General features: G+C 71.6%; 18 protein-coding genes. 12 read left to right on the top strand and 6 right to left on the bottom strand.

All coding sequences use genetic code 11. The annotated features are described in order from the left end of the window. Window positions 1–179 precede the first annotated feature (179 nt). The gene (locus QFZ58_RS15775) at window positions 180–734 is read left to right on the top strand and encodes a hypothetical protein (protein ID WP_307125550.1); all 555 of its coding nucleotides are present in this window, start codon (window positions 180–182) and stop codon (window positions 732–734) included. Window positions 735–1058: 324 nt separating this feature from the next. Here QFZ58_RS15775 and QFZ58_RS15770 read toward each other — a convergent pair whose 3' ends face one another. The 3 genes from QFZ58_RS15770 to QFZ58_RS15760 all read right to left on the bottom strand — a co-directional run bounded on the left by QFZ58_RS15770 (window position 1059) and on the right by QFZ58_RS15760 (window position 5488). Further along, on the bottom strand, window positions 1059–1232 hold the full coding sequence (locus tag QFZ58_RS15770; RefSeq protein ID WP_307125549.1) for a hypothetical protein: 174 nt from the start codon (window positions 1230–1232) through the stop codon (window positions 1059–1061). 191 nt (window positions 1233–1423) lie between these two features. Further along, window positions 1424–4396, bottom strand: coding sequence for a BTAD domain-containing putative transcriptional regulator (locus tag QFZ58_RS15765; RefSeq protein WP_307125548.1), 2973 nt, complete (start codon window positions 4394–4396; stop codon window positions 1424–1426). 888 nt (window positions 4397–5284) lie between these two features. Beyond that, window positions 5285–5488 (bottom strand): cold-shock protein, encoded by a 204-nt coding sequence (locus QFZ58_RS15760; protein WP_006347360.1) that lies wholly within the window; start codon window positions 5486–5488, stop codon window positions 5285–5287. 286 nt (window positions 5489–5774) lie between these two features. Between QFZ58_RS15760 and QFZ58_RS15755 the strand changes: the two genes are divergently transcribed. From QFZ58_RS15755 to QFZ58_RS15740, 4 genes are all read left to right on the top strand, one after another. Next, entirely contained in the window at window positions 5775–6653 is an 879-nt protein-coding gene (locus QFZ58_RS15755) for a menaquinone biosynthetic enzyme MqnA/MqnD family protein (protein WP_307125547.1), read from the top strand. A gap of 438 nt (window positions 6654–7091) precedes the next feature. Further along, window positions 7092–8747, top strand: a complete 1656-nt coding sequence (locus QFZ58_RS15750) for a serine/threonine-protein kinase (protein WP_307125546.1) — start codon at window positions 7092–7094, stop codon at window positions 8745–8747. Between the two features lie 72 nt (window positions 8748–8819). Further along, a complete protein-coding gene (gene mqnC, locus QFZ58_RS15745) occupies window positions 8820–10019 on the top strand; it encodes a cyclic dehypoxanthinyl futalosine synthase (protein ID WP_307125545.1) in 1200 nt (399 codons plus the stop codon). 7 nt (window positions 10020–10026) lie between these two features. Continuing rightward, entirely contained in the window at window positions 10027–10674 is a 648-nt protein-coding gene (locus QFZ58_RS15740) for a hypothetical protein (protein ID WP_307125544.1), read from the top strand. A 113-nt stretch (window positions 10675–10787) separates the two neighbouring features. On the opposite strand, the gene QFZ58_RS15735 is transcribed toward QFZ58_RS15740, so the two are convergent. Beyond that, a complete protein-coding gene (locus QFZ58_RS15735; RefSeq protein WP_307125543.1) occupies window positions 10788–11675 on the bottom strand; it encodes a DUF3152 domain-containing protein in 888 nt (295 codons plus the stop codon). Between the two features lie 700 nt (window positions 11676–12375). Here QFZ58_RS15735 and QFZ58_RS15730 point away from each other — a divergent pair. Beyond that, on the top strand, window positions 12376–13068 hold the full coding sequence (locus QFZ58_RS15730; RefSeq protein ID WP_307125542.1) for a demethylmenaquinone methyltransferase: 693 nt from the start codon (window positions 12376–12378) through the stop codon (window positions 13066–13068). 41 nt (window positions 13069–13109) lie between these two features. On the opposite strand, the gene QFZ58_RS15725 is transcribed toward QFZ58_RS15730, so the two are convergent. Then, window positions 13110–13628, bottom strand: coding sequence for a GNAT family N-acetyltransferase (locus tag QFZ58_RS15725; RefSeq protein ID WP_307125541.1), 519 nt, complete (start codon window positions 13626–13628; stop codon window positions 13110–13112). 96 nt (window positions 13629–13724) lie between these two features. Between QFZ58_RS15725 and QFZ58_RS15720 the strand changes: the two genes are divergently transcribed. Beyond that, entirely contained in the window at window positions 13725–15008 is a 1284-nt protein-coding gene (locus QFZ58_RS15720) for a geranylgeranyl reductase family protein (RefSeq protein WP_307125540.1), read from the top strand. A gap of 74 nt (window positions 15009–15082) precedes the next feature. Then, window positions 15083–16621, top strand: a complete 1539-nt coding sequence (mptB, locus tag QFZ58_RS15715; RefSeq protein WP_307128878.1) for a polyprenol phosphomannose-dependent alpha 1,6 mannosyltransferase MptB — start codon at window positions 15083–15085, stop codon at window positions 16619–16621. A 96-nt stretch (window positions 16622–16717) separates the two neighbouring features. On the opposite strand, the gene QFZ58_RS15710 is transcribed toward mptB, so the two are convergent. Further along, entirely contained in the window at window positions 16718–17557 is an 840-nt protein-coding gene (locus QFZ58_RS15710) for a C40 family peptidase (RefSeq protein ID WP_307125539.1), read from the bottom strand. Between the two features lie 1244 nt (window positions 17558–18801). Between QFZ58_RS15710 and QFZ58_RS15705 the strand changes: the two genes are divergently transcribed. The 4 genes from QFZ58_RS15705 to QFZ58_RS15690 are packed head-to-tail and all read left to right on the top strand — an operon-like array spanning window position 18802 to window position 21781. Next, entirely contained in the window at window positions 18802–19161 is a 360-nt protein-coding gene (locus tag QFZ58_RS15705; protein WP_053654533.1) for an NADH-quinone oxidoreductase subunit A, read from the top strand. An 18-nt stretch (window positions 19162–19179) separates the two neighbouring features. After that, a complete protein-coding gene (locus QFZ58_RS15700; protein WP_069171248.1) occupies window positions 19180–19734 on the top strand; it encodes an NADH-quinone oxidoreductase subunit B family protein in 555 nt (184 codons plus the stop codon). After that, complete coding sequence (locus QFZ58_RS15695; RefSeq protein ID WP_307125538.1) at window positions 19731–20447, top strand: NADH-quinone oxidoreductase subunit C; 717 nt, start codon at window positions 19731–19733, stop codon at window positions 20445–20447. Before QFZ58_RS15700 ends, QFZ58_RS15695 begins: the two co-directional genes overlap by 4 nt. Then, a complete protein-coding gene (locus QFZ58_RS15690) occupies window positions 20447–21781 on the top strand; it encodes an NADH-quinone oxidoreductase subunit D (protein ID WP_307125537.1) in 1335 nt (444 codons plus the stop codon). Before QFZ58_RS15695 ends, QFZ58_RS15690 begins: the two co-directional genes overlap by 1 nt. The last annotated feature ends 13 nt before the right edge of the window (window positions 21782–21794 follow it).

The raw sequence follows: 21794 nt of genomic DNA, 5'->3' as shown, positions 1-21794 counted from the left end.
GTGTACGGATCCCTCCTGCGACGCTACGCCGTGCGGGTTGGCCCCGCCACCAGACCATGACCGGACTGTGACAGGGCCATGACCGGACTGCGGGTCCGGAGCCGGAATGCTGTGCGTTACGGTGTCGCGCGGCCGTGCGACGGCCAGGAGAGCCGACAACAACAAGGGGGGCTGCATCGATGATGCGGCGACGGATCAGGTTCGCAGCGGTACTGGTCGTGGTGGTGCTCGCACTCACCGGTTTCTCGACGTCCAGTCATGGCGGCAAGAGCGGCAAGAGCGGGAAGAGCCGGAGCGGCAAGAGCAGTGGTTCCGGGGGCGGCTGCTCCAACTCGAAGAAGAGCAACGGCAGCTACCACGACTACGACGACGATGACGACTACGGCGACGGCTCGTCGGGCTCCTCCAGCGGTACGACGTACGCGTCGCAGACGCCCGTCAGCACCGCCTCGGAGGCGCCCGCCCTCCGCGTCATCCGTTGCGCCCGGCCCAAGAGCGGCAAGCGCAGGGCCCTGACCACGTCGTCGATCGAGATCAGGTCGACCGCGGCGGGCACACACCTCTACGACGTGGACGTGACGTTCCTCGACGCCAAGGGCCTGACCGTCGACACGGGCGAGGCCGACGTCGAGGTCGGTGCCGGTGAGGCCGAGATCATCACCGTCGCCATGGACAGCCCGCGCCTGGTCTCCCGCGTGAAGCGCTGCCAGGTCACGGCGGAGCTGCGCTACTGACCGTCCTCGGCCGAACTCGCCGAGGGGATCGGCGGCGAGTCGGCCCGGGCGTGTTTCGGCGCGTACGGCGCTCGTGCCACGGAGTGCCGGCATGAGCGGGAGCGGCCGGGCGCGTACGCGACCTCGCGGGAGGACGGCATGCGGAAGCCGTGCCGGCCTGAGGCGCATGTCCGCACACGCGCATGCGGCGGCCGCATCCGCACACGCGCATGCGGCGGCCCATCCGCACACGCGCATGCGGCGCCCCATCCGCACACGCGCATGCGGCGGCCGCGACGGCTCCCCCTCCGCGCCGCCGCGGCCGCTCCCCCGTGCGATTGAGGTCTAGTTGGCCGGCTCACTCGTGGCGTGCGCGTCCAGGGTGGTGATGTCCCCGCCGGTGGCGTGCGCGTCCGTCGGCTTGAGCGGTGAACCGGTGGCGTGCGCGTCCTGGGTGGTGATGTCCCCGCCGGTGGCGTGCGCGTCCGTCGGCTTGAGGATGTCGCTCTTGTCGGCCATGAAGTTCAACTCCTGAAACGTTGTGACAGCGGATGAGGAGCCCGCCCGGCGGTTCCCCCGTGGATCGCCGGGCGGGCTCCCAGGGCCGATCACCTTATTGGTGAGGCCACTCGCCAATCCGTCTGCCCCCCGACGCGACGGATCGATGAGTAGAGAGTGCCGTCAGGCGATAAACGATTGATGAACGCCGGTCAGGATGCCCTCGCGACGGGGGCCGGTGCCAGGAGTTCGCGCACGGAGGCGGCCTCGGGTGAGCCGAGGTCGTCGAAGATCGAGAGCGCCTCCTTCCAGCAGACCTGGGCGCGGTCCGTCTGGCCGATGCCCGCGAGCCCGCGTCCCAGCGCGGTGAGCACGTTCGCGCGGCGCCAGTCACCGCCGATACCGCGCAGGATCGCCAGCGCCTGCTCGGCGTGCGACGCCGCGAGGGCGGGCTGACGGATGGCGAGGTGCAACTCGGCCAGCCGGAACAGGGTCATGCCGTGCCAGAGTTGCTGCCGGCTGTCGCGGAAGATCGACATGGCTTCGGTGAGCGCCTCCTGGGCGGAGGCCGTCCGCCCGGTACCGGTGAGCGCCAGCCCCAGGGCGTACTTCCCGTTGGCGAGGCGCAGGGCCAGCCCCGAGGTGTCCGCCTCGTAGATGCCGACGCCCTGCTGGGCGAGGTCCACAGCGCTCGCCGTTCTCCCCGTGGCCAGGTGGACGCGGGAGAGGTTGCACAGGGCGGAGGCCTCACCGGGCTTGTTGCCGTCCTCGCGGAAGGCGGCCAGCGCTTCACTGAGGTGGTTCTCCGCGTCCGCGTGCCGGTTCTCGTACAGGGCGATGATTCCCCGCTGGTTGGGGACCTGTCCGAGGGAGACGGGATCATCGGCCAGCCGGCCGAGTTCCAGCGCGCGCCGGGCCTCGGTCTCCGCCTCCGCGAACCGTCCGGAGACGCTGAGGGCGTGGGTCAGCATCGTGCGTGCCCTGCCCTCGGCCTGTGCGTCTCCCGCTGTCCGTGCCGCGTCGCTCACCGCCTTCGCCGTCGTGGCGAACTGGTGGGAGTTGGCACCGGACTCACCCAGGTCCACCACGGCCATGAGCAGGTCCGCGGCACGCCGCGGCATACGGGATCCCGCTGACTGGGTCGCGCAGGCCAACAGTGCGCTGGACTCCGAGAAGAGCCAGTCCAGCGCGGTCTCACGGACCTGGAAAGCGAGCCCGGGGTATTCGGTGCGCGCGAAGTGGTCGAGTACCCGCTCCCCCGGCCGCTCCAGCGCGTACACCCCCGCCGCCGTCGCCAGGTAGAAGTCCAGCAGGCGGGAGAGGGCCAGCTCCCGTTCCACCGGGGTCTGTTCGTCGCGTTCCGCGCACGAACGCGCGTAGAGGCGCACCAGGTCGTGGTAGCGGTAGCGGCCCGGGGCCGCCGACTCCAGGAGGCTGGTGTCGACCAGGGACTCCAGGAGGTCCTCCGCCGTGTGGGGGCCCAGGTTCAGGAGTGCGGCCGCCGCCGCGAGGGAGATGTCCGGGCCGTCCGCCAGGCCGAGGAGGCGGAAGGCACGGGCCTGGGCGGGCTCCAGCTGGCCGTAGCCGAGCTCGAACGTGGCCTTCACCGCGAGGTCGCCGGCCTGGAGTTCGTCGAGCCGGCGGCGTTCGTCGGCGAGCTTCGCGGCCAGGACCGAGACCGTCCAGGTGCGGCGGGCGGCCAGCCGGGAGGCGGCGATGCGGATGGCCAGCGGCAGGAAGCCGCACGCGGCCACCACGTCCAGGGCGGCCTCACGCTCCGAGCGCACGCGTTCGTCGCCGACGATGCGGGTGAAGAGCTGCAGGGCCTCCTCGGGCGACATCACGTCCAGGTCCACGAGGTGCGCGCCGGCCAGGTCGACCATGCGGACACGACTGGTGATCAGCGCCGCACAGCCCTCGGTGCCGGGGAGCAGCGGCCGGATCTGGGCCGCGTCGTGGGCGTTGTCGAGCAGGACCAGGATGCGGCGGCCGTCGAGGGTGGAGCGGTAGAGCGCGGCCCGCTCGTCCAGGGAGTCCGGAATCGCGGAGTCGGGCGTGCCCAGGGCGCGCAGGAACGAGCCGAGCACGGTCTCGGGTTCGGCGGCCCGGGCCCCCGCGCCCTGGAGGTCGACGTAGAGCTGGCCGTCCGGGAAGTGCGGGCGTGCCTGGTGGGCGACGTGCACGGCGAGGGTCGTCTTGCCGACGCCGCCGATGCCGGCGAGCGCGGAGACCGACATCACGGAGCCCTCGGCGGTGACGAGCCGGTCGCCCAGCTCGCGCACGAAGGAGACGCGGCCCGTGAAGTCCGGGACGGTGGCCGGGAGCTGGGCGGGACGGACCGGGGCGGAGGCCGTGGCCGGTTCGTCTGCCGGGCGGGCCAGTTCCTCGTCCGCCCGGAGGATCCGCTGCTGGAGCTGGGCCAGTTCCGGCCGTGGGTCGACGCCCAGTTCCTCCGCGAGCAGGCGGCGGGTGTCGGCGTACACCGCGAGGGCCTCGGCCTGCCGGCCGCTGCGGTACAGGGCGACCATCAGCAGTTCGCGCAGCCGTTCACGCAAGGGGTGCGCGGCGGTGAGCGCGGTCAGCTCGGAGACGGCCTCCGCGTGGCAGCCGACCTCCAGGTCCAGGTCCAGCCGGGTCTCGGTGAGCTGGAGGCGCCACTCCTCGAGGCTGGTGCGCCGGTTCTCCGCGTACGGCCCGGGCAGGGAGGCGAGCGCCTCGCCGTCCCAGAGGCCGAGCAGCTTGTTGATCAGCGTGCGGGCCTGGCAGCGGTCCCCGGCGCCACGGGCCTTCTCCGCCTCGGTGGCCAGGTCCTGGGCGAGCGTCAGGTCGAGGGCCTCGCGGGGGATCCGGACCGCGTAGCCCCCCGCCTCGCTGACCAGGGTGTCCTGGCCCAGTGTCTTGCGGAGCCGGGAGGCGTACGTCCGTACCGTCGCCAGCGCCTGGGACGGGGGGTCGTCACCCCAGAGAGCGTCGATGAGTTCGGCAGCGGTGGCCGTACGGCCGTCGCGCAGGAGCAGGGCGGCCAGCAGGGCCCGCTGCTGCGGGGAGCCGGAGGGCAGGGCCTCGCCGCCGCGCCAGGCGCGGACCGGGCCGAGCACGGTGAAGCGCAGGTCGGTGACGGCCACCCGTTCCCGCGGGGCGCGTTGCCCCGGAACGCGCACGCCGGGTTTGTTGTCGCGGTCCATGATGCCCCCTGTCCTGCTAGCCCCGCCGGTCCTGCTGATCCCGCTCTGCTCCGTACCGCTGCTGTCGCCCTCAACAGTCTGCCTTGTTATGGGCGGGCTCGTCAGCATCGGGTGACGCTCTGCACAGGCCCTCGACATGATGGGGGGCGGAGGGACCGCACGGAAGGTGACGGCGGGTCAGCCGACAGGACACAGACGGGGGTTCGGTGACCCACTGCTCGAAATCCGCCGGACACTCCAGGTCACCTCCCGGGCGTGGCCGGGGGTCACCTCCCGGGCAGGGCGGCGGGACGCCGGCCCTGCCCGTCGGTCCGGCGGGCAGGAGCCTGCCCGGTCGCCGGGCCGTGGTCCGAGGCGCCGTGGTGGACGACGGCCGCGGCCTATGACGCGGGCGGTTCGACGGCGGTGCCGTCCGTGCCGCCGAGCGGGCCGGGCGGTCCGGGCGGGGCCCGGGCGGTCATGCCGGCGGGGGCGGTGACCGGGCCGTCCCCGGCCGGGGCGTCCTCGTGCCAGGCGATGCCCCGGGCCGGTGTGGGCGACGCCCGCCGTGGCCGGCAGGGGGAACGGACCGGCGTACAGCAGCCTGACGCCGGGGTGATGTCCTGCGGCCGGCGACCCGCGGCCGTCGCGGTCGGCTCGGCGATCCGGACCGTCGGGGCCTCCGCACGACGACGTCGTTCCCGGGCACGCGCCCCTCGCTCCCGATGGACCGGAGCCTCGCCTCGACCAGGGCCGGCCGTGCCGCCGCCGCGGCGGCCATCGTGGCCGGTGACAAGGCCGAGCGGTCCCGCCGCGTGCCACAAGGCAGGAGCCCGGCTCCTCCGCCGGGGCGGAGGAGCCGGGCTCCTTGGGTACTACCAGCCGGCCGCGATCGGCCGACCCGGGCAACTAGGCCGGGGTGACGTTCTCAGCCTGCGGACCCTTGGGTCCCTGAGTGACGTCGAAGTTCACGACCTGGTTCTCCTCGAGGGAGCGGAACCCGGCCGCGTTGATCGCGGAATAGTGAACGAAGACATCCGGGCCGCCGCCGTCCTGGGCGATGAAGCCGAAGCCCTTTTCAGCGTTGAACCACTTGACGGTTCCGGTAGCCATAAGCCCTCCTTGGGCCAAAGGGTTGCCCTGCTCCAGAACCTGCAAACAAGTCTGAAAACTACAAAAGCCTGCGGGTTACATGCTCCGCAGGCTCTGTACTGCAAGGGAAACCAAACTGCAACTTGCGAGCGAGCCTAGCACGCACTCCGCGGGGAGCGGTAGAGGGAAAGATCACTTCACCCGGAAGTTCGACCGGGTCGCCGAAGAGCTGACGGACAAGACTCCCGGAGACTCTCCGGACGGCCCCGATGACGGCCGTCGGCGGACACGGGTCTAGCCTCACGATGTGGACAATTCAACCGTCTCTCCCGTGGAAGGCGACGACCGTCGCAGCAGGCCGCGCGTCGGCCACATCCAGTTCCTCAACTGCCTGCCCCTGTACTGGGGCCTGGCACGGACCGGAACCCTGCTCGATCTCGAGCTCTCGAAGGACACCCCGGAGAGACTCAGCGAGCAGCTGATCAGAGGGGACCTGGACATCGCTCCCGTAACCCTGGTCGAGTTCCTCCGCAACGCCGATGACCTGGTCGCTCTCCCCGACATCGCGGTCGGCTGCGACGGTCCCGTGATGTCGTGCGTGATCGTTTCGCAGCTGCCGCTCGACAGGCTCGACGGGGCCCGGGTGGCGCTCGGCTCGACCTCCCGCACCTCCGTGCGGCTGGCCCAGCTGCTGCTCGCCGAGCGCTACGGCGTCACTCCCGACTACTACACCTGCCCGCCCGACCTCGGTCTGATGATGCAGGAGGCCGACGCGGCCGTCCTCATCGGCGACGCCGCGCTGCGTGCGCATCTGCACGATGCCCCTCGGCTCGGGCTGCAGGTCCACGACCTGGGGCAGATGTGGAAGGAATGGACGGGGCTGCCGTTCGTCTTCGCGGTCTGGGCGGCCCGTAAGGACTACCTGGCCTCGCATCCCCTCCTGGTGAAGAAGGTGCACGAGGCGTTCCTGGCCTCACGCGACCTGTCTCTGGAGGAGGTCACCAAGGTCGCGGAGCAGGCGGCCCGCTGGGAGCTCTTCGACGCCGAGGTGCTGGAGCGCTACTTCACCACCCTGGACTTCCGCTTCGGTCCGGACCAGCTGGCAGGCGTGCGCGAGTTCGCCCGCAGGACGGGCCCCACGACCGGCTTCCCCGCGGACGTACGGGTGGAACTGCTCGGCGGCTGAGACCGGCGCACGGGAATGGTGCGGGAGGGAAGGTGAATCCCGTACCTTCCCGGCCGGCGTTCTGGTCGGCCTTACCGGCCGGCCTCTCCCCCCTTCCCTGCCTTCCTCTCCGGGCTTCCTCTCCGGCCTGCTCGCAGCCCCTCTCCTTTCCCCCGGAGTGCGGCCCGCATTCCGTTCCCCCGGCAAAGCCGCGAATGGCCGGGGCGGCCGGGGCGGCGAATAGCGGATGCCGCGGCGCGCACCCCCCGGTCTGCGTTCCGGTATCCCGCCGGTGAACGCCGATACGCACCTGCGAACGATGTATTCACGCCTTTCGCGGTGGCGAAAACCGCGCTTCGTGCCGTTAGGGGTGAAATCGGCAGAAGGGTTCTCTGTGACCGTGCGACCCGGGGCCTCTAGGCTGCCTCGGAGGTCCCACGGTCCACAGGGGGAGACCATATGCAGCCGCTGGAAGCCGGCGAACCGCGGACGATCGGCGCCTACCGGCTGCTCGGCAGGCTCGGCGCCGGCGGCATGGGCCGTGTCTATCTCGGCCGCAGCGCCGGTGGACGGACCGTCGCCGTCAAGGTCGTCCACCCCCACTTCGCACTCGACGAGCAGTTCCGCGCGAGATTCCGGCGCGAGGTCGACGCCGCGCGCCGGCTCGGCGCGCAGTGGACGGCTCCCGTCCTGGACGCCGACCCGGACGCCCCCGTGCCCTGGGTGGCGACGGGTTACGTGGCGGGGCCGCCGCTCTCCGACGCGGTCACCCGGCACGGCCCCCTGCCCGAACACGCGGTACGGACCCTGGGGGCCGGCCTCGGAGAGGCGCTCCACGCCGTGCACGCGCACGGTCTCATCCACCGGGACGTGAAACCGTCCAACGTCCTGCTCGCCCTCGACGGCCCCCGGCTGATCGACTTCGGGATCGCCCGGGCCCTCGGCGCCACCGTCTCCCTCACCTCCACCGGGGTCTCCGTCGGCTCGCCCGGTTACATGGCGCCGGAGCAGATCCGGGGCCTGGACATCTCGGGCGCGGCCGACGTCTTCTCACTCGGAGCGGTACTCGCCTACGCGGCGACCGGCAACGCCCCCTTCCCGGGCGACTCCTCCGCCGTACTGCTCTACAAGGTGGTGCACGAGGAACCCGAACTCGGCGACCTGGAAGGGGAACTGCGCGAAGTGGTCGCAGGGTGCCTCGCCAAGGACCCGGCCGACCGGCCCGCCCCGGCGGAGCTGGCCCGCACGCTCGCGCCCGGCGGGGCCGCCGTACTGGTGGCGGCCGGGTGGCTGCCGACTTCCCTGGAGCGCGAGGTCAGCCGCGCGGCGGTGGCGTTGCTGGACCTGGAGCCCCAGGAGGCGCCGGTGCAGTCGGGTCCGGTCCCGTTCAGCAACGCGTCCCTGCCGAGCGCGCCGCTCGGCACCTTCGGCCCCCCGCTCCCACCGCCACCGCCGGACCTGCCGCCGTCCGTCACAGGGGACGGCGGCGGCTCCGGCGCCCGTATCGCCTTCACCATGGACTCCGGCGCGCAGCCGGGCCCGCAGTCAGGGGCTCGCCGGGGGCGGCGGGTGAGCTGCACCGTCGCGCTGGCCGTCGCCGGGGCGCTCGCCGTCGTGACCGTCGGCGCCGCGACGCTGGGGGACTGGTTCCCGGGCGCCGGCAGTGACCAGCACGGTGACGAGGGGGCGGCGCAGCCCCCGGCGGCCACCGCTTCCGGTTCGCCCCGGCCGTCCGCGTCCGCCGGCGCGCTCCCCCCGGCGTTCGTCGGCACCTGGCAGGGTTCCGCCACCGAACGCAGCGGGCTGCCGCACGGCACGGTCACCGCCGTGTTCACCGAGGGCGCCGAGGGTGAGGACGTGGTCCGGCTGACGCACCGGCTCGACGCGCTCGGCACGAGCGTCGTCTGCAAGGGCGTCGGCACGCTCGTCTCCGCCACGTCCGTGGAGCTGAAGGTCCGGGAGCGCACCGACCCGGACAACGCCCGCAGCGCCCTGTGCACCGGCGGTGACGCCGACCTCGTGTTCACGCTCACCTCGGCCGGCACCCTGCGCTACCAGTCCCACGAGGAGGCCGCGGGCAACCCGAAGGGCACGCTCACCCGGTCCGGCGGCTGACCCCGGCAAGGGCTGGCGTAGGCTGGATCGGTCCGTAGATCCGTTGAAAAACCGCCGAAAGGTGACAGCCCGGTGACCGAGAAGGCCGACCTTCAGCCCGTCCTCGACCGCGCCGCCGAAGGCGGGCGGATCACTCCGGAAGAGGCCCTCGACCTGTACCGGTCGGCCCCGCTGCACGCGCTGGGCTCCGCCGCCGACGCCGTACGCCGCCGCCGCTACGCCGGTACGGAGCACATCGCGACGTACATCATCGAGCGCAACATCAACTACACCAACGTCTGTGTCACGGCGTGCAAGTTCTGCGCGTTCTACGCAGCCCCCAAGGACACCGCCAAGGGCTGGTCCCGCGACCTCGACGACATCCTGCGCCGCTGCGCGGAGACCGTCGAACTGGGCGGAACGCAGATCATGTTCCAGGGCGGCCACCACCCGGACTACGGCGTCGAGTACTACGAGGAGCACTTCTCCGCGATCAAGAAGGCGTTCCCGCAGCTGGTCATCCACTCGCTGGGCGCCTCCGAGATCGAGCACATGGCCCGTATCTCCGGCGTGACCGCCGAGGAGGCCATCCGGCGGATCCACGCCGCCGGGCTCGACTCCTTCGCGGGCGCCGGCGCCGAACTGCTGCCCGCCCGGCCCCGCACGGCGATCGCCCCGCTCAAGGAGTCCGGCGAGCGGTGGCTCGAGATCATGGAGATCGCGCACAACCTGGGCGTCGAGTCCACCTCCACCATGCTGATGGGCACCGGCGAGACGAACGCCGAGCGCATCGAGCACCTGCGGATGATCCGCGACGTGCAGGACCGGACCGGCGGCTTCCGCGCCTTCATCCCGTACACCTACCAGCCGGAGAACAACAAGCTGAAGGGACAGACGCAGGCCACGCTCTTCGAGTACCTGCGGATGATCGCCATCGCCCGGCTCTTCCTCGACAACGTCGCCCACATCCAGGGCTCGTGGCTGACCACCGGCAAGGAGGTCGGCCAGCTGTCGCTGCACTACGGCGCGGACGACCTCGGCTCGATCATGCTGGAGGAGAACGTCGTCTCCTCGGCCGGTGCCAAGCACCGTTCGAACCGGCAGGAGATCATCGACCTGATCCGCAAGGCGGGCCGCGTCCCGGCACAGCGCGCCACGACGTACGAGCACCTCGTGGTGCACGACGACCCGGCGAACGACCCGGTCGACGAGCGCGTCGTCTCGCACATCTCGTCCACGGCGATCTCGGGCGGTACGGCGCATCCGGAGCTGAAGCTCCTGAGCGCCAACTGAGCCAGCCGTGCTGACCGTTCATGCCGCGCCGCTGGTTCTTCCGGTCGGCGCGGCAGCCGTGTCCGCGGGTGCGGTCGCCGTGGACGGCGACCGCGTCGTGGCCCTCGGGCCGTACGAAGCGGTCATGGACGCGCACCCCACGGCCCGCGTCCGCCGATGGCCGGGCGTCCTCACCCCCGGCCTGCGGCAGTGGCACGGCGCCCCCCTGCTGACCCGCTGCTACCACCCCGACCCCCGCGAGGCGGACGAGCTGGGCGAAGAACCGCTGACCGGCGCGGAGTTCGAACGGCTGGCGGGCCGGCTGGACGAACCGCGCCGGACCGGCAGCGTGCGCAGGGGGCTGCAGCGGATGCTGCGCCACGGCACCACGCACCTCGCGGGCCCGTTCGGCGACCAGGCCGTACGCACCGCCGTGGCCCGCTCGGGACTCACGGCGGTCGCCGGGCCTCCCGGCGGCCTCCCGGGGGAGCCGTCCCTGGACCCGTTCGTCCACGGCCGCGACCTGCCGGGCTCCGTGCACGGCCCCCTCACCGTCGGCGGCCGCGCCGACCTGGCCGTCTTCGACGTGCCCGACGAGGCCGCGCTGGAGGTGGCGGGCGCCTGGACCTGCGTGGCCACGGTGCTCGGCGGGCGGCTGGTCCACCGGCGGAGGTGAGCACGGGGCGCCGGGGCCGACGCGGTCCGGCGTGGCCCCGGGCCGGCGTGGCCCCGGGCCGGCGGGCCCCGGGCCGGCGTGGGCCCGGTCCGGCCACCCAGGGCGGAGGCGGCCTACGGTACGGACGGGCCGCTCAGGTAGCGGCCGTGCTCGTCGTACGGCCAGGCGTTGGACCTGCAGCCCTTGAGTCCCTTGATCTGCTGCATCATCGCGGGGGCCGGACGGCCGGCGCCGGGACAGGTCTCGTGACCGTGCCCGAGCCAATGGCCGACCTCGTGATTGATGATCAGGGCCCGGTACTCCGATGCCGGACCGTCGAAGGTCGGTGAACCGAGCTCCCAGCGCTTCAGGTTGACCATGACCGTCTCGCCGACGCGGCAGTTGACCTCACCGCCGGTGTCCAGTCCGTACCTGCCGCAGATCTCGTCCGTGGTGTCCGGGGTGGCGATCTTGATCACCAGTCCCGCCGAGGCGTCGGCCACCTGGTGGAAGGACGTCCTGCCCCCGTGGGCCCAGCCACGTGGGTCGGCGAGTATCTCCCCGATGTCGTCGGCGGCCTCGTCCGGATCGACGTCGAGGCCGTCCTCCACCTCCACGCGGTAGTGGTTCCCACCCGTGGCACGCGAGAGCCCGGCCCGGGCGACGGTGAAGGTTCCCGGTCCCGACCCGGGCACGTCCGGCCCCGTGGCCGGGGCCTCGGAAGAGGCGGGCGGGGAGGCGGGCACGGTGTCCTCGGCGGACGCGAACGGCGGGGACCCGTGTCCCGGGGAGGCGGGGTGGGACGGCGCCGGTGAGGACCCCTCCGCGACCGCCGCTCCGCCGCCGGAGCCCGGCAGCAGGTCGAGGAGCGCCGCGGCCAGGACGACACCGGCCACCAGCGCCAGCACGGCGAGGCCGACGCGGCGCCGGCCGCGGAGCCCTCGCAGCGCCCGGCCCGGGAGGCGCGAGGTGTGTCCGGAACGCCGCGGGTCACGGTCGGGGAGGTGTCGGTCGGTCGGCACTGGTCATTTCCACTCTTCAGTACGGGATGCGCGTCGGCGTACCTCACCAGTGCCTGGAACCGCGCGTCGTCCACCGCGCGGAACAGCTGGGTCGGTGTGAGCGGAGCGGATCCCACGGAGGCGGTCGGTGGCCGGGCGGAGTGCGCCGGCTTCGTCACGTGAGCCGGCTGCGGTGGCGGGACGGTGAGGGAGACGTCGCTGTCCAGGGGGGCGGACGACGCCGGCCGTGTCGGGCGGCACGTCGCCGAGCACGTATGCCCCGAAGCTGTCGCTGTCCGTGACCGCCCCTTCCGCGTCCGCGTGCATCTGCCCTCCCTCCGCCTCCGACCACCAGGGCGCCGTCGGTACCGGCTCCCACTCCTTACAGAGAGGGGCGGAGCCGAAAAGGTTGAAGGCGAATACGAACGGATGGATATTGCCACCGGTGAACGGGGCGGGGGCGCCGCGGTGGCGCGGGGCCGTCCGCTCCGGTGCGCGGACGCGTACGGCGGCCCAGGGGCTTCCCGTCCGGATCGTGCCGGGCTCGCGGGACGTGACCCCCTGCCCCTCCCTGTCCCGCTGACCCCCGTTCCGCTGTCCCCCTGCCCCCCTGTCCCGCTGATCCCTCTGTCCCCCCGGATCCGGACGGGCAACCCGAGGGGGTCGCGCCACGTACGGTCCTGCCCGGCCCCCGCCGGGGCGCGACCGGCACAATGGGTGGGTGACCCGAGCATCCCTGGAAAAGCAGCCGCACGAAGTCGCCTCGATGTTCGACGATGTCGCGGCGAACTACGACCTCACCAATGATGTGATCTCCCTCGGGCAGGCCCGGCTCTGGCGCAGGGAGGTCGCCCGGGCCGTCGACGCCCGCCCGGCGCAGAAGATCCTGGACCTGGCCGCCGGAACCGCCACCTCCTCGCAGCCGTTCGCGCAGGCCGGCGCCTACGTGGTGCCCTGCGACTTCTCGATCGGCATGCTGCGGGTCGGCAAGGAGCGCCACCCGTGGATGCCGTTCACCGCGGGCGACGGCACCAGGCTCCCGTTCAAGGACGAGACCTTCGACGCCGTCACGATCTCCTTCGGCCTGCGCAACATCCAGGACACCGACCAGGCGCTGCGTGAGCTGTACCGGGTGACCAAGCCCGGTGGCCGGGTCGTGATCTGCGAGTTCTCGCAGCCGACCTGGGCGCCGTTCCGCCGGGTCTACACGGAGTACCTGATGCGGGCGCTGCCGCCGGTCGCCCGCACGGTGTGCAGCAACCCGGACGCCTACGTCTACCTCGCCGAGTCGATCCGTGCCTGGCCCGACCAGGCCGGACTCGCGGGCCTGCTGCAGAAGGCCGGCTGGTCCGGAGTCGGCTGGCGCAACCTCACCGGAGGCGTCGTGGCGCTGCACCGGGGCGTGCGCGCCTGAACCCGGGACCGCCCCACCGTGCGTGCGCGGTGGGGCGGTCCTCACAGCTCCAGCCGGAAGCAGTGGGCCTCCTGCTTCGTCACCGGAGTCGTGTACGTCTCCGCCCTGCGCATGCCGAGCCGCCGGGCGACCGCCAGGGAACGCTCGTTGCGCGCGTTGATCATCGCCACGACTTCGGTGACGCCCGCCGCGCGCACCCGCTCCAGCGTGGCGCGCGCCGCGGCGGTGGCGTAGCCGCGCCCCCAGGCGGCCCGGCCGAGCCGCCACCCGATCTCGGTGGCGCCCACCGGGCCGAAGGACGTGTGCGGCCACGGCTGTGCACCCGTGAAGCCGAGCACCTGCCCGGTGTCGTCGGTGAGCGTCCACAGGCAGTAACCCAGCTCGGCGTCGTGCCGGCGCTGCCGGGCCGTCAGCTCCTCGTAGACCGAGTACTCGGCCGGCCGGCCGCCGTGGAACTCCATCACCTCGGGGTCGTCGAAGACGCGGTGCCAGGCCAGGGTGTCCTCGTCGGTCGGGACACGCAGGTGTACGGAGGGGGCGGCGGGGGGCGCGAGCGACATCGGGGAGCCCTTCGGTAACGGATCAGCAGGCACCCATAGACTGCACGCGACATGTGCCGCGCGGCACGCGATTTCGAGTCTTCGGGAGATCCGACCGTGACCGAGCCCCTCTCCGAGCACAGCGCGGACGTGATCGTCGTCGGAGCGGGCCCAGCCGGCTCCACGACCGCGTACCACCTCGCCAAGGCCGGACTCGACGTCCTCCTCCTGGAGAAGACGGCCTTCCCCCGGGAGAAGGTCTGCGGCGACGGACTCACCCCGCGCGCCACCAAGCAGCTCGTCTCCATGGGCATCGACATCTCCGAAGAGGCCGGCTGGCTGCGGAACAAGGGCCTGCGCATCATCGGCGGAGGCGTCCGCCTCCAGCTGGACTGGCCGGATCTCGCCTCGTACCCGGACTACGGTCTGGTCCGCAAGCGCGACGACTTCGACGAGCAGCTGGCCCGTCAGGCCCAGAAGGCGGGCGCCCGGCTCTACGAGCGCTGCAACGTCGGCGAACCGGTCAAGGACGAGCGCACCGGCCGCATCACCGGCGTCCACGCCAAGCTCGGCGAGGAGAAGACCCCGGTCACCTTCCACGCCCCGCTCGTCGTCGCCGCCGACGGCAACTCCACCCGGCTCTCCCTCCACATGGGCCTGCACCGCCGCGAGGACCGTCCGATGGGCGTCGCGGTCCGTACGTACTTCACCTCCCCCCGCCACGACGACGACTACCTGGAGTCCTGGCTGGAGCTGTGGGACCGCCGCGGCGCCGAGGACCGCCTGCTGCCCGGCTACGGCTGGATCTTCGGCATGGGCGACGGCACCTCCAACGTCGGCCTCGGCATCCTCAACTCCTCGTCCGCCTTCAAGGAGCTCGACTGGCGCGAGGTGCTCAAGGCCTGGTGCGCCTCCATGCCCGAGGACTGGGGATACACCCCCGAGAACATGACGACGCCGATCCGGGGCGCCGCCCTCCCGATGGCCTTCAACCGCCAGCCGCACTACACCAAGGGCCTGCTGCTCGTCGGTGACGCGGGCGGCCTCGTCAACCCCTTCAACGGCGAAGGCATCGCGTACGCCATGGAGTCCGGGCAGCTCGCGGCGGACGTCATCGTCCAGGCCCACGCCCGGGCGACCCCCGCCCAGCGCGAACTGGCCCTGCACAGCTACCCGAAGATCCTCAAGGACACCTACGGCGGCTACTACACGCTGGGCCGTGCCTTCGTGAAGATGATCGGCAACCCGAAGGTCATGAAGATCGCGACCCAGCGCGGTCTGACCCACCCGGTCCTGATGAAGTTCACGTTGAAGATGCTCGCCAACCTGACCGATCCGACGGGTGGGGACGCCATGGACCGCATCATCAACGGACTCTCGAAGGTGGCCCCGAAGGCCTGATCGCCCGGCGCCCGGGGCCCGGTCCTGTGGACCGCGCCCCGCACACGCTGCGGTAGGTTTCGGCCATGCGGGCAATGGGGGCGTGGAGCGCCGGCGGATACCGCCGGCTGGGCGCGGCAGCATCGGCCGCCGCCGCCCTGGGCGGCTGGGCCGTCGGCACACTGCCGGCCCATGACCCGTGGGGACTGTGGGTCCCGCACGGGCCGCTGGTGAGCGCCGCGGGTCACGCCCTGGCGTACGGCGGCCTCACGCTGCTCGTCGTGGCCTGGTGGCTGTACGGCAGGGCGGGGGCCTCCGTCCGTCACACCCTGGTCACCCTGGTCTGGTGGGCGGCACCGCTCGTCCTGGCACCGCCGCTCTACAGCGCCGACGTCTACAGCTACATCGCTCAGGGGGCGATGGTCCTCGAGGGCCACGACGTCTACAGCGCGGGGCCGTCGGTGCTCGACCCCGCCGGGCCGGGCGGGGACGCGGCGGCGAGTGTCGGAGGGCATTGGACCGATACGCCCGCGCCCTACGGCCCGTTCTTCCTGATCCTCGCGCGGGGCGTGGCATGGGCGACCGGCGGGACCATCGTCCCGGCGGTGCTGGGGATGCGGATCGTCGCGCTGGGCGCGCTGGTGCTCGTCGTCCACTCCCTGCGGCACCTGGCCCGGGAGCACGGCCGCAGCGAGAGCGCCGCGCTGTGGCTGGGCGCCCTGAACCCGCTGCTGCTGACGCACGTGGTCGGGGGCGTCCACAACGACGGACTGATGGCCGGTCTGATGCTGGCCGGCGCCGTCCTCGCCCTGCGGGGGCGGTGGGTCGCCGGCTCCGCGCTCATCGGGCTCGCCATGACGGTGAAGTCCCCGGCGGCGCTGGCGCTGCTGTTCGTCGGTGTGCTGGTGGGCAGGGCCGCGGCCGGTCCCCTCGTACGCCGGGTGGCCAAGGGGCTGCTGGCGCCAGGGCTGGTCGCCGGGGCGGTCGCCCTGGGGGCGACCCTGCTCGGCGGCACGGGCTTCGGCTGGCTGGCGACCCAGGGGGTCGCGGGCCGCATCCACACCGCCCTGTCGGCCAGCAGCGACCTCGGCCTGGGCCTGGGGCACCTGCTGCGGCTGGTGGCGGGTACCGACCCGGACCCGGTCAGGACCGCGGTGCAGAACCTGGGCCTGGCGGCGGCCCTCGTGCTGATCGCCCACCTGGCGTGGCGCTCGGCGACCGGGCGTACCGAACCGGTGCACGCCCTGGGCCTGGCGCTGGTGGCGCTGGTGGCCCTCTCGCCGATGGTGCAGCCGTGGTACCTGCTGTGGGGCACGGTCGTGCTCGCCGCCACCGCGGGCGAGGGCCGGGCGCGGAGCGCGGTGACCGTGCTGTCGGCGGCGCTCGTCTACGAGACCCAGCCCTCGGGGTCGACCCCCGCGTACGGCTTCGTGCTGGCGGGCCTCACGTGCGTGGTGGGCGTGCTGCTCCTGCGGCGCGACGGGGCGGCGGTGGGGACCGCCGGAGTACCGGGGCCGCGCCGCCCGGCCGAGGCTGCCACCGAGACGGACAGGGGCGCGTCGGCGGACAGGGGCGCGTCGGCGGACACGCCGGTGGCGGACACGGCCCCCGGTACCCGGACCACAGCACGATGACGGGCCGTCACTCCCGAGGGGGAGCGACGGCCCGCTGTCGTACTCAGGCGTTCCGGTGCGTGCGGTAGCGGCACGTGCGCGACCGGCGCTTGTGAATCAGAGAACGCGGACGGCGCCCGACGGCGGGTCGTAGTCGAGGGACTTCTGGACCACACCGGTGGAGGAGTTCTGCGCACCGACGAACTGGCCGTCGCCGATGTAGATCCCGACGTGGTACGCGCTGCCCGCGCCGCCCCAGTACAGGATGTCGCCGGGCTGCAGGTTGCTGAGCGAGACCTGGGTGCCGGCGGTCGACTGGCTCTGCGAGACGCGCGGCAGGTCGACGCCCACCGTGCGGAACGCGGCCTGGACCAGGCCGGAGCAGTCCCAGGAGTTGGGGCCGGTGCCGCCGGAGACGTACGCGTCGCCGACCTGCGACTGCGCGAACGCGACGACGGACGCCGCGGAGCCCGTGGCGTTCGAGGAGTAGGACGGCGAGGAGGAGGAGGAGACGGAGGAATCGGAGGAGTCCGAGGAAGCGCTGAGCGTCGTGCGCTCGGCGGTACGGGAGGCGCGCTCGGCGGCCTCCGCCTTGGCCTCGGCCTCGGCGGCTGCTTGGGCCTTCTTCTCGGCCTCGGCCTTGCGGACCGCCTCGGCCTTGGCCTTCTTGGCGGTCTTGGCGGCGTAGGCCGCGGCCGCGTCCTCGTGGGCCTGCGTCTCGATGTCGAGAGCGACCTGCTGCGTGGCTTGTGCGGATGCGGCGACGGTGGTGGAGAGCCCGGCCGTGATCGTGGGCATCTCGATGGTCTGGGTCACCGGCTCGGCCTGAGCCGGACCGGCGGCACCGGCGACCGCGATGGTGCTGAGGACGCCACCGGCAACTCCTGCCCGCAGCGCAGTCTTCGAGGCACTCTGGCGGGGCTTCCGGTGGCTGGGTATGTGAGCGGTGTGGGACATGAGTACTAGCGCTATCAGGGCGGTAGGGGTCCCATCAAGAAACGTGTGTTGCGACACAGTTACGTTCGGAATCTGTGAATCCGCTTAGTCCCCACCTTTATTGACGCCTTAACGGACAAAACGGTCGCACCCGATCACGGGCGTGATCACGGGTTTTCAGCAATACGCCCGAATTGCCCGTGGCTTACCATCCGTTCACACGGTTGGCCAAGCCCGCTTTAATCGGAGGACGCGCGGAGTGACGCAGGTCACAGTGTGGGTCTGCTGTGAGAGGCAACCGCGCGCCCGGGCCGCGAGTCCGGACGCGGGCCGGCTCGCCACTTGTCGCCCCGTGACCTATTGACGAGTCATGTCCGCTTTGCCGGGGCGGCTTTCGAAGGGGTCGCGAAGGCTTCCGGTGGATCCTCCGGGGAATGCCCTGCAGCGGCTCTCCCGGGCGCTCTCCGTGGGGCGCTTCCCGGGGTGCTCCCGGGAGCTCTCCTCGGGGCGCTCCGGTGAGCTGCCGGCGGGCCGCCCGATGAGCCGGCGCGGTCTCGCGGTGATCCGCCGCCCCGCCCGTCGTCCGGTCGCCCCGCCGGCTCCTCCGGCCCGCCGCCTCTCCTTCGGTCCGCCGTCCCCTCCGTACGGCCCTCCGTACGGCCCGCCGTGCGGTCCGGCCTGCCCGCCGTCCGGCCCACTGTCCGGTCCACCGTCCCGCCTGCCATCCGGACGCCGCCCGATCGCGCCGGCCGAGGGGTCGGGCGATCCGGTTCGTACGCGTCGCCGAGGGTGGCGCGTACGAACCGTTCGCCATCCCCGGCCTCGCATCCGGAGAGTTAGTGAACGGGCGCGCATTGCCACTGTCCACCTCGGTCCGGGCGGCCCCTCTTCCGGGTGGGCGGAAAATGAAGGCACCTCCTATATCACCCTCCTGCCGTCCATCGCCAATTTGCATGTAGAGGCCTACGATTGATAGTGCTGCACGGCTTTGACCAGCAACAACGCCGCCAAATGTCACGTCTCGTAACTGCTCGGCCGCTTCGCGTACGTAGATCACCGCTCATCCGACTTCATGATCGTTCGCCGGGTGGTGGAGATCACAAAGTCGGTGACGTACCCCGTGTCGCAGATCACAGGACGGCAGGCATAGGATGCGGGGCAGTCGGGCTTGTGAACTGCCTCACATGTGCACGATCTTGGTGAGGTGGCGAGCCGGTCGCCCGATGCGGTCCAACGGTCAAGGACGACTGGAAGGAGCGAGGAGCGTGAATGCTTACGCGCCCATCCTCGTGCTCGGCGCCCTGGGGGCAGGGTTTGCGATCTTCTCCGTGGTCATGGCCACGCTTATCGGCCCCAAGCGCTACAACCGGGCAAAGCTCGACGCGTACGAGTGCGGTATCGAACCCACACCCACGCCGGCCGGAGGCGGCCGCTTCCCCATCAAGTACTACCTGACGGCGATGCTGTTCATCGTCTTCGACATCGAGATCGTCTTCCTCTATCCCTGGGCGGTCACCTTCGACGCCCTGGGGATCTTCGGGCTCGTGGAGATGCTGCTCTTCGTGCTCACCGTCTTCGTCGCCTACGCGTATGTGTGGCGCCGGGGCGGTCTGGAATGGGACTGAGGGGCTGAGGGGCACACCATGGGACTCGAAGAAAAGCTGCCGAGCGGCTTTGTGCTGACCACTGTCGAGCAGGCTGCCGGATGGGTGCGGAAGTCCTCCGTCTTCCCCGCCACCTTCGGCCTCGCCTGCTGCGCCATCGAGATGATGACGACCGGGGCCGGGCGTTACGACCTGGCCCGTTTCGGCATGGAGGTCTTCCGCGGCTCGCCGCGGCAGGCGGACCTGATGATCGTCGCGGGGCGGGTCAGCCAGAAGATGGCGCCCGTCCTGAGGCAGGTCTACGACCAGATGCCCAGCCCCAAGTGGGTCATCTCCATGGGGGTTTGCGCGTCATCGGGTGGAATGTTCAACAATTACGCCATTGTTCAGGGTGTTGATCATATTGTGCCGGTCGATATCTATTTGCCGGGCTGCCCGCCGCGACCCGAGATGCTGATCGACGCCATCCTCAAGCTCCACCAGAAGATCCAGGGCTCCAAGCTCGGGGTCAACGCGGAGGAGGCCGCCCGCGAGGCGGAGGAGGCGGCCCTCAACGCACTGCCCCTGATCGAGATGAAGGGGCTGCTTCGATGAGCGACGAACCGAACACGAACAGCGGCCAGGTACCCGCCCCGCGCGAGGACTCCGGTGAGGTCATCGGCGTCCGCAAGGGCATGTTCGGCGCCGAGAACGGCGGCGACACCACCGGCTACGGCGGACTCGTCCGCACGGTGACCCTGCCCGGCGCCGCGTCCCGCCCGTACGGCGGCTGGTTCGACGAAGTGGCGGACGAGCTGGAGGGAGCCCTCGAGGAACAGGACCTGCTTCCCGAGAGCGCCATCGAGAAGACGGTCGTCGACCGGGGCGAGCTCACCTTCCACGTCGCCCGCGAACACCTGCTCCGGGTCGCCCGCACCCTGCGCGACGACCCCGCCCTGCGTTTCGAGCTCTGCACGGGCGTCAGCGGGGTCCACTACCTCGGGGACAAGGGCCGCGAACTGCACGCGGTCTACCACCTGCGATCACTGACCCACGGGCGGCTGATCCGGGTCGAGGTGTCCGCCCCGGACAGCGACCCGCACGTCCCGTCCCTCGTCGAGGTCTACCCGACCAACGACTGGCACGAGCGCGAGACCTACGACTTCTTCGGGCTGATCTTCGACGGGCACCCCGCCCTGACCCGGATCATGATGCCGGACGACTGGCAGGGCTTCCCGCAGCGCAAGGACTACCCCCTCGGCGGCATCGCCGTCGAGTACAAGGGCGCCCAGATCCCGGCTCCGGACCAGCGGAGGTCGTACAGCTGATGACCACTCCACACGCAACGCCCCACTCGACGCCCCGCGCCACGACCGAGGGGACCGTGTACACGGTCACCGGCGGCGACTGGGACGAGGTCGTCGAGTCCGCGGTCACGTCCGACGACGAGCGCATCATCGTCAACATGGGCCCCCAGCACCCGTCCACGCACGGCGTGCTGCGGCTCATCCTGGAGATCGACGGCGAGACCGTCACGGAGGCCCGCTGCGGCATCGGCTATCTCCACACCGGCATCGAGAAGAACCTCGAATTCCGGAACTGGACCCAGGGCACCACCTTCGTGACGCGCATGGACTACCTGACCCCGTTCTTCAACGAGGCCGCATACTGCCTCGGGGTCGAGAAGCTGCTCGGGATCGAGGACCAGATCCCCGACCGGGCCACCGTCCTGCGGGTGCTCCTGATGGAGCTCAACCGGCTCTCCTCGCACCTCGTCTGCGTCGCCACCGGCGGTATGGAGCTCGGCGCCACGACGATCATGATCTACGGCTTCCGCGACCGTGAACTCGTTCTCGACCTCTTCGAGCTGATCACCGGCCTCCGCATGAACCACGCGTTCATCCGGCCGGGCGGACTGGCCCAGGACCTGCCCCCCGGCGCGGTCGACCGGATCCGCGAGTTCGTGAAGACCATGAAGAAGAACCTGCCGGAGTACGACAAGCTCGCGACCGGCAACCCGATCTTCAAGGCGCGCATGCAGGACGTCGGCTACCTCGATCTGGCCGGCTGCATGGCGCTCGGCGCGACCGGCCCGATCCTCAGGTCCGCCGGACTCCCGCACGACCTGCGCAAGTCCGACCCGTACTGCGGCTACGAGAACTACGAGTTCGACGTGCCCACCGCCGACTCCGCCGACGCCTACGGCCGTTTCCTCATCCGGCTCGAGGAGATGCGCCAGTCGCTCAGGATCGTCGAGCAGTGCCTGGACCGGCTGGAGCCGGGCCCGGTCATGGTCGGCGACAAGAAGATCGCCTGGCCGGCGCAGCTCGCGCTGGGCCCCGACGGGCTCGGCAACTCGCTCGACCACATCAGGAAGATCATGGGCACCTCCATGGAGGCCCTGATCCACCACTTCAAGCTGGTGACCGAGGGCTTCCGGGTCCCGGCCGGACAGACGTACACCGCCATCGAGTCCCCCAAGGGCGAGCTGGGGGTGCACGTCGTCTCCGACGGCGGCACACGCCCCTTCCGGGTCCACTTCCGCGACCCGTCCTTCACCAATCTCCAGGCCATGGCGGCGATGTGCGAGGGCGGCCAGGTCGCCGACGTCATCGTCGCCGTCGCGTCCATCGACCCCGTGATGGGAGGCGTCGACCGGTGACCGCATCCAGTCA

Source organism: Streptomyces sp. B1I3, assembly GCF_030816615.1.
In the GTDB taxonomy this organism is placed as follows: Bacteria; Actinomycetota; Actinomycetes; order Streptomycetales; family Streptomycetaceae; genus Streptomyces.
This window is presented reverse-complemented; position numbering and strand designations above follow the sequence as displayed.